At 71.1% G+C, this 7,163-nt stretch carries 8 protein-coding genes; 3 read left to right on the top strand and 5 right to left on the bottom strand.

The genetic code is table 11. The features are described from left to right. Positions 1–34: 34 nt before the first annotated feature. Positions 35–463 (bottom strand): DUF3151 domain-containing protein, encoded by a 429-nt coding sequence (locus ABZU46_RS20810; RefSeq protein WP_354860259.1) that lies wholly within the window; start codon positions 461–463, stop codon positions 35–37. A 247-nt stretch (positions 464–710) separates the two neighbouring features. Between ABZU46_RS20810 and ABZU46_RS20805 the strand changes: the two genes are divergently transcribed. Continuing rightward, positions 711–1,904, top strand: coding sequence for a hypothetical protein (locus ABZU46_RS20805; RefSeq protein ID WP_354860256.1), 1,194 nt, complete (start codon positions 711–713; stop codon positions 1,902–1,904). Positions 1,905–1,953: 49 nt separating this feature from the next. Here ABZU46_RS20805 and fbaA read toward each other — a convergent pair whose 3' ends face one another. Further along, on the bottom strand, positions 1,954–2,979 hold the full coding sequence (gene fbaA, locus ABZU46_RS20800) for a class II fructose-bisphosphate aldolase (RefSeq protein WP_354860254.1): 1,026 nt from the start codon (positions 2,977–2,979) through the stop codon (positions 1,954–1,956). A 136-nt stretch (positions 2,980–3,115) separates the two neighbouring features. After that, positions 3,116–3,499, bottom strand: coding sequence for a phage holin family protein (locus ABZU46_RS20795; RefSeq protein ID WP_354860252.1), 384 nt, complete (start codon positions 3,497–3,499; stop codon positions 3,116–3,118). 122 nt (positions 3,500–3,621) lie between these two features. Here ABZU46_RS20795 and ABZU46_RS20790 point away from each other — a divergent pair, with 122 nt between their 5' ends. After that, positions 3,622–3,834 (top strand): hypothetical protein, encoded by a 213-nt coding sequence (locus ABZU46_RS20790; RefSeq protein ID WP_354860249.1) that lies wholly within the window; start codon positions 3,622–3,624, stop codon positions 3,832–3,834. Between the two features lie 4 nt (positions 3,835–3,838). Here ABZU46_RS20790 and ABZU46_RS20785 read toward each other — a convergent pair whose 3' ends face one another. Both ABZU46_RS20785 and ABZU46_RS20780 read right to left on the bottom strand, forming a co-directional pair. Next, positions 3,839–4,903: an LCP family protein gene (locus ABZU46_RS20785; RefSeq protein WP_354860247.1), complete on the bottom strand. Its 1,065-nt coding sequence runs from the start codon at positions 4,901–4,903 to the stop codon at positions 3,839–3,841. After that, on the bottom strand, positions 4,900–5,385 hold the full coding sequence (locus tag ABZU46_RS20780) for a SigE family RNA polymerase sigma factor (RefSeq protein WP_354860244.1): 486 nt from the start codon (positions 5,383–5,385) through the stop codon (positions 4,900–4,902). Before ABZU46_RS20780 ends, ABZU46_RS20785 begins: the two co-directional genes overlap by 4 nt. 181 nt (positions 5,386–5,566) lie before the next feature. Here ABZU46_RS20780 and ABZU46_RS20775 point away from each other — a divergent pair, with 181 nt between their 5' ends. After that, positions 5,567–7,129, top strand: a complete 1,563-nt coding sequence (locus ABZU46_RS20775; protein ID WP_354860242.1) for an LPXTG cell wall anchor domain-containing protein — start codon at positions 5,567–5,569, stop codon at positions 7,127–7,129. The last annotated feature ends 34 nt before the right edge of the window (positions 7,130–7,163 follow it).

The raw sequence follows: 7,163 nt of genomic DNA, 5'->3' as shown, positions 1-7,163 counted from the left end.
CGGCCCGACTCCGGGCCGGCCTTCGACGGCGGTGTCAGTTGCTGGCCAGCGCGTCCGCCGCGGCCGGGTCGCAGTCGCGCAGGAACTGGGCGCAGCGGGCCGCCTCGTCGGCCTCGCCGATCTCGTCGGCGGCCCGGGAGAGCAGGTACAGGCAGCGGAGGAAGCCCCGGTTGGGCTCGTGCGACCACGGCACGGGCCCGTGGCCCTTCCAGCCGTTGCGGCGGAGCTGGTCCAGGCCACGGTGGTAGCCGGTGCGGGCGTACGCGTACGCCGTCACCACCGCACCGGCCGCGAACGCCCGGGCCGCGAGCTCCGCCCAGGCGGCGCTGTAGGTCGGGAAGCGGGCCGCCACCTCGGCGAACGCCTCATCGGTGCCGGCCTCCTGGGCGGCGGCCAGGGCGGCGTCGGCCTCGTCGTTCGCGGGCAGGAGGGTGGCCGGTGGCTCCGGCAAAAGGTTCTGCATCGCCCCATTCAACCCGCTGGACAGGGCGACACGCGAGCGGGTCGGCCGACACGTTCCGCTGAACGGCTGAGGAGTTCATCACGCCTGCGGCCTATGCCGCCGCCAGGTGTTTTCCATTACAACTAATGGTCCGGAGCCTCCCCAGGACCCGGTTACGCAGGAGCCCGGTGGCCACGACCACCGGGCTCCTGTCGCTTCCACCCCGCCCGGGGTTTGGCAGGCCCCACCGAAGGGGCAGGATGGCCGGGTGCCGACCCCACCTCCCACGGACGTCATCGAGCCGCACCTGCACGCCGACGAGATCCAGACCCGGGACGAGTTCGACCGGCAGCTGGTCACCGGCCGCCTGACCGGGCTGACCGTGCAGGGACTGCGCCTCGACCTCGCCCCGGCGCCCGACCTGACCGACATCGAGGTCACCGGCACCCTCTTCGTCGGCTGCCGGTTCGCCTCCCGGGAGGTCGGCGCCGACCTGGTCCGGCGGGGCGCGAACGTGGTGCCGCCGTTCTCCGGGCTGCCGTACCCGACCCAGCCGGCGCACCTCTACACCCCGGACGACCTGGCCGCCGGGTTCGCCGAGGGCGGGTTCGCCGGGATGTACGACACCCGGGTGTACGAGCACTACCGGGCGCACGGGGGCGCGCTGCCGGACGTGAAGGAGGCGCTCGGTCAGCGGCTGCACGACCATGGCGTGGACAACGCGCTCGCCGACGCCACCCGCGCCTGGCTGGGCGGGTACGGGCCGCAGTCGGTGGTGGGCATCATGGGCGGTCACGCGGTGCGGCGCGGCAGTGCGGCGTACCGGATGGCGGCCGTGCTGGGGTGGGAGCTGGCGCGGGCCGACCGGTTGGTGGTGACCGGCGGTGGTCCCGGGGTGATGGAGGCGGCGAACCTCGGCGCGTACCTGGCGGACCGGCCGGCGGCGGACCTGACCGCGGCGATCGACCTGCTGGCCACCGCGCCCGACTTCACCGACCACCACCGGTACACGGCCGTGGCGTTGACGGTCCGGCAGCGGTACGCGGGCGTGCCCCGCCAGCGCGCCGGGGACGCCGGGTGGGCACGGGCCGGAGGGCTGGCCATCCCGACCTGGCTGTACGGGCACGAGCCGGCGAACCTGTTCGCCGGGCGGATCGCGAAGTACTTCTCGAACGCCATCCGGGAGGACACCATCCTGCGGCTCGCCCGGGGTGGCATCGTCTTCGCGCCGGGGCGGGCGGGCACGGTGCAGGAGGTGTTCCAGGCGGCCACCAAGACCTACTACGGCACCGACGGGGCCAGCGGCGCGTACATCTTCCTGGACCGCGACTACTGGACTCGTGAGCTGCCGGTCGAGGCGCTGCTGCGCCCGCTGCTGGCCGCCTCCCCGTTCGGTGACCTGTCGTCGACGATCCACCTCACCGACGACGTCCGCGAGGCCGTCCGCCTGTTGACGACCTGACGACGACGGCCGGCTCCCCGAGGGAGAGCCGGCCGTCGGTGGAACGTCGTTACTTGGCCATCGTGGTGCCGGTGGAGCGCAGGTGCTCGCACGCCTCGACGACACGGGCGGCCAGGCCTGCCTCGGCGGCCTTGCCCCAGGCACGCGGGTCGTACAGCTTCTTGTTGCCGACCTCGCCGTCGACCTTCAGCACGCCGTCGTAGTTGCGGAGCATGTGGTCCGCGACGGGCCGGGTGAAGGCGTACTGGGTGTCGGTGTCGATGTTCATCTTCACGACGCCGTAGTCGAGAGCCTCGCGGATCTCGCTCAGCAGGGAGCCCGAGCCGCCGTGGAAGACCAGGCTGAGCGGCTTGTCCTTGCCGTACTTGGCGCCGACCGCCTCCTGGATCTGGTTCAGGATCTCCGGGCGGAGCTTGACGTTGCCCGGCTTGTAGACGCCGTGCACGTTGCCGAAGGTCAGCGCCGCCATGTAGCGGCCCTTCTCGCCGAGGCCGAGCGCCTCGACCATGGCCAGGCCGTCCTCGGTGGTGGTGTAGAGCTTGTCGTTGATGGCGTTCTCGACGCCGTCCTCCTCGCCACCGACGACGCCGACCTCGATCTCAAGGACGACCTTGGCCTTGGCGGCCTCGTCGAGCAGCTGGGAGGCGATCTGCAGGTTCTCGGCGACCGGCACGGCCGAGCCGTCCCACATGTGCGACTGGTACAGCGGCTGCTCGCCGCGCTTCACCCGCTCCTGCGAGATGGCCATCAGCGGCCGGACAAACTTGTCCAGCTTGTCCTTCGGGCAGTGGTCGGTGTGCAGCGCGATGTTGACCGGGTACTTCTTGGCCACCTCGTGCGCGTACGCGGCGAACGCCACCGCGCCGGTGACCATGTCCTTGATCGAGGGACCGGACAGGTACTCGGCACCACCGGTGGAGACCTGGACGATGCCGTCGCTCTCCGCGTCGGCGAAGCCCTTGAGCGCCGCGTTAAGCGTCTGGGAGGAGGTCACGTTGATCGCGGGGTACGCGTACCGGCCAGCCTTGGCGCGGTCCAGCATCTCCGCGTAGGCCTCGGGGGAAGCGATGGGCATGTGATGCGCTCCTTACTTACCACTCTCGGCCGTGCTGGCCGCTGTTGTTCACTTGTGCGCCGGACCGCGCTGTCCTCCGCCCGGCAGTATCCCGCAGGTGTGGTGCGCAGGACCAACCGAGGGGGGTGTCAGCCGCTCACCGGGTGTCCAGACGGTCCGGCACGATGACGCTGATCAGCCAGGTGACCACTGTCATCACGATCGCTCCCCAGAACGCCGCCCAGAAGCCGTCCACCTGGAACGGCAGGTCGAGCCCGCGGGCGATCCGGTCGGTGAGCAGGAAGAGCAGCGCGTTGACCACCAGCGCGAACAGGCCCAGGGTCAGCAGGTAGAACACGCAGCCGACCACCCGGATGATCGGCTTGAGCACCGCGTTGATCACGCCGAAGATGAGCGCCACCACGATCAGCGTGAGCACGGTGTTGCCACCCGAACGGCCGTGCACGTCGACGCCGGGCACGATCAGCGTGGTCACCCACAACGCGACCGCGGTGATCGCCAGTCGGATGAGGAAGCCCACGGCACCATCCTGGCATCGGCTCGCGCCATCATGGGTTGATTCCGCCGACTCGGCTTCCGCGCGCGCCGCCGACGCAGCCCGTACGGTGGTGAGAATCGTGCCCCGAGAACCCGGGAGGGACCATGGGTCAGCCCGATGAGGACTTCACCCCCGGCGACCACCTCGCCGCGGACGAACGCGACCCCGAGGCGGAGCCGGCCGACGCGGTCGAGCAGGCCACCGTGGTCGACCCGGCGCACGTCGACGTCGAGCCGCAGCGCGGCATGGAGGTCGACGACTGGGACGCCATGGAGCAGGCCCGGGTGGTCACTGCGGACGAGGACGACTACCGCTGACGGCTCAGCGAGCTTCGTCGACCAGCTTCGGGTGACGGGCCGCCCAGTCGCCGAGCCGGTCCTCCCGCAGCGCGGTCAGGAACTCCGGCGCGAGCCTCGGGTCGGTACGCAGGTAGCGGTCCTTCCCGGTCGGCCAGACGACCGGCAGGCCGATCCCGACCGGCTCCACCGATCGCAGCGTGGAGGCGAGCCGCAGCAGGTCCAGCATGGCGGCCCGGTCGGGTGACACGACGAGGTCCGGGCCGACGGTGGTCAGCAGCTTGGCGAGGCGTACCGGATCGGTGAGCACGCCCTGGTCGGTGGTCTGGCGGACCAGCCCGGCGGCGAAGAGCCGGGCGTTGCGGTCCCGGTCCTGGCTCCCCTCGGGCAGACCGTAGCGCTGGCGGAGCAGGTCGACCGACGCGGCGCCGTCGAGACGTTGGCAGCCGGCCGGGAAGACCCGCTTCGTGTGGACGGAGCGCACCCGCTCGGGCAGGCAGGCCGGCACCCCGCCAAGGGCGTCGGTCAGCGAGCGCACCGCGCGGTACGTCAGCACCACGCCAGCGTCCACCCGGACCCCGGTCAGCTCGGCCACCGTACGCCGAGTCAGTTCGTACCCCTTGGTCAGCTCGGGGCGGGTGAACCCGGCGCCGAACGGGAACGCGGCGTTCAGCTTGTCGGTCCCCTGGCCCGGAATCGGTATCCCCAGGTCACGTGGCAGCGACACCAGGTAGGGGCGACTGCGGTCGGCCGGGATGTGCACCAACAGGACCGCGTCCGCGCGTGCCGCCGTCCGGCCGTCGCCGTCGATGCCGAGCAGCAGAATGTTCAGCGCGCCGGTCGGTGTCGGCCGACCCGACTCACCGAGCAGCTCGGCGGTCGGCGGCGGCCCCGCGCGCTCCGGGGTCAGCAGGGGCACCCCGAGCCCCAGCACCCCGAGCAGGGCCAGCGCGGTGCCACCGGCCTGCCAGCGGCGTCGGCGCCGACGCCGGCCGATCGCCAGCCGGTCGATGGCGGCCCGCAGCGGGCCGGTCGGCGGGGTCAGCGGCTCGTGCCGGGCGAAGGCGGCCCGCAGGTCATCCTCGATCATGAGCGAACCTCCACATACTCGGCCCGGAGCGTGGCCAGGGCCCGGGAGATGGACGAACGTACGGTCCCGACGGCGCAGCCGAGAATGTCGGCGATCTCGGCGTCGGGTAGGTCCTCGTAGTAGCGCAGCACGAGGGTGGCGCGCTGCCTGCGTGGCAGCCGGGACAGCCAGGTCCAGATCTGGTCCCGGTCCACGGCGGACTGGGCGTGGTCGGCCGACGCCGGCAGGGACTCGTCGGGCTCCCCGCGCAGCAGCACCCGGCGCATCCACGAGCCGCGCTTCCAGTCGACGTACTGGTTGGTGAGCATCCGGCGCACGTACCGCTCGGGTGAGTCCGCGCGGACGACCCGCCGCCAGTTCAGCTGGACCCGGACCATCGTCTCCTGCACCAGATCCTGCGCCTGGTGCGGATCGCCGGTGAGCATCACCGCGTACCGCAGCAGCGGGGCAAGTCGCGTGTCCGCGAACTCCTCGTACGTCACTGCACCTCCCGGGGTCCTGCCTCAGATGACGGGAGCGGGCCGGTGGAACGTTGCGGTGACGGTGATCAACCTTTCGGTTCGTCTTGCCGACCAGGCGGTGATCAGGGGCGGCGCTGAACCTTAGCGATTCCTTAAGATCCGCAGGCTGCACCTGAATCCCCCACTTGGAGGAATCCCCCTCATGCTCACCCACTCCACCCGGCGATGGCTCGCCGGCCTGGGCGTCGCAGGCGCGTTCGTCGCCGCCTCCGCCAGTCCGGCCCTCGCCGAGCCCGCGGCCGAGTTCTACATGTTCTTCGAGAACGTCACCGTCGCCCCCGGCTCCGCCGGGGTCGTTCGTGGAGCGACCGTGCTCGGCTCCGAGCCGGCCGTGCTCAACGAGGTCACCGTCCGCTACGACTACCGCTCGCTGGCCGGCAAGGTCACCTTGGCCGGTGACACCGGCAACGACTGTTCCGCCGACGGCGACGCGGTGTTGGTCTGCATCGAACATTCCCCGCTCGTCGTCGATGAGGAATTCGGCGGGTTCCCGTCGAGGGTCGTTATCGCCCCTACCGACAAGGCAGCCGCGGGGGACACCGGCGAGCTGAAGATCAGCCTCCGGGCTGGCGGCAAGGAGGTTGCGGACTCCACCTCCCAGATCCGGATCGCCGAAGGCGTGGACCTCGCGGCTGGCCCCAACGTCGAGGTGAAGGCGGCGCCGGGCGGCTCGTTCAAGGCCCCCTTCTCGGTCCAGAACGTCGGCACGACGACTGTCGACGGTGTCGTGGCGATCTTCGACCCCGACTACGGCATCCGCAGTAAGGAGCGGTTCGACAACTGCTTCTATGTAGAGGACTACCTGCTCGCCTGCGAATTCGACGAGAAGATTCCGGCGGGCGAGGGTAGGACCGCGACCTTCAACTACGAGCTCGCCAAGGACACCTACGCACCGGGGAGCCAGGAAAGCAACGTCCGGTGGGTGGTCCCGGGAGACCTTGACGCACTCAACAGTGCGCGCAGGGAGGCCGGCGTCGCGGCAGCGCGCCAAGGCACCGGCAAGACCCTGGAACTGGCCCCGATGCCCGGCAAGCGCAATGCCCGCGCCCTCCAGACGGACGTCGACCCGTCCAACAACTGGGGCGCAGTAAATGTGCAGGTCACCGGCAAGAACGGGGCTGACCTGGAGGCCATCGGCGCCGCGCTCAGCGGCAAGAAGGGCGCGGTGGTGACCGCCCCGCTCGGCTTCCGCAACAACGGTCCGGCGACGCTGGACCACTTCCGCAGTGGGTCCGACGTGACCTACGTCGACGTGACGGTCCCGAAGGGCACCACCGCCGTCGAGGTGCCGTTCGAGTGCGCACCGCGGACCGGCAACGACGCCGAGTGGGAGGAGGCGGGCACCCCGGGTGCCGCCGCCTACCGCTGCTACCCCGGTCCGTTCGCCCCGGCCGGCGAGGAGCTGACCGGCGAGTTCAAGTTCCGGATCGACAAGGTCATCGCCAACGCCACCGGCACGGTCAAGGTCAACGTGCCGTGCGAGTGCGAGGGCGGCTTCTACGAGGACCTGAAGCCGGCCAACGACACCGCCAAGATCCTGGTGAACGCCGCCAGCGGTCAGGGCGGCGGCGAGGATGACGGTGGCGCGCTGCCGATCACCGGCCAGTCGACCGGCCTGATCGCCGGCATCGGCGCTCTGCTGCTCGCCGCGGGCGTCGGCGGCTACCTGGTGGCCAAGCGCCGCCGGACCCGCTTCGTCGCCTGATCAACCCCGCACCACCGGTGCCCCGCCGACCACA

Source organism: Micromonospora sp. NPDC005197 (assembly GCF_040608295.1).
In the GTDB taxonomy this organism is placed as follows: domain Bacteria; phylum Actinomycetota; class Actinomycetes; order Mycobacteriales; family Micromonosporaceae; genus Micromonospora.
The sequence above is the reverse complement of the archived record's forward strand: the minus strand, read 5'-3'. Positions and strand labels throughout refer to the sequence as shown.

What these genes read in the sequence shown, in the direction of transcription:
- ABZU46_RS20810 (WP_354860259.1), bottom strand. Translation starts at nt 463, where the DNA reads ATGCAGAACCTTTTGCCGGAGCCACCGGCCACCCTCCTGCCCGCGAAC.
- fbaA (WP_354860254.1), bottom strand. Translation starts at nt 2,979, where the DNA reads ATGCCCATCGCTTCCCCCGAGGCCTACGCGGAGATGCTGGACCGCGCC.
- ABZU46_RS20790 (WP_354860249.1), top strand. Translation starts at nt 3,622, where the DNA reads ATGGGTCAGCCCGATGAGGACTTCACCCCCGGCGACCACCTCGCCGCG.
- ABZU46_RS20785 (WP_354860247.1), bottom strand. Translation starts at nt 4,903, where the DNA reads ATGATCGAGGATGACCTGCGGGCCGCCTTCGCCCGGCACGAGCCGCTG.
- ABZU46_RS20775 (WP_354860242.1), top strand. Translation starts at nt 5,567, where the DNA reads ATGCTCACCCACTCCACCCGGCGATGGCTCGCCGGCCTGGGCGTCGCA.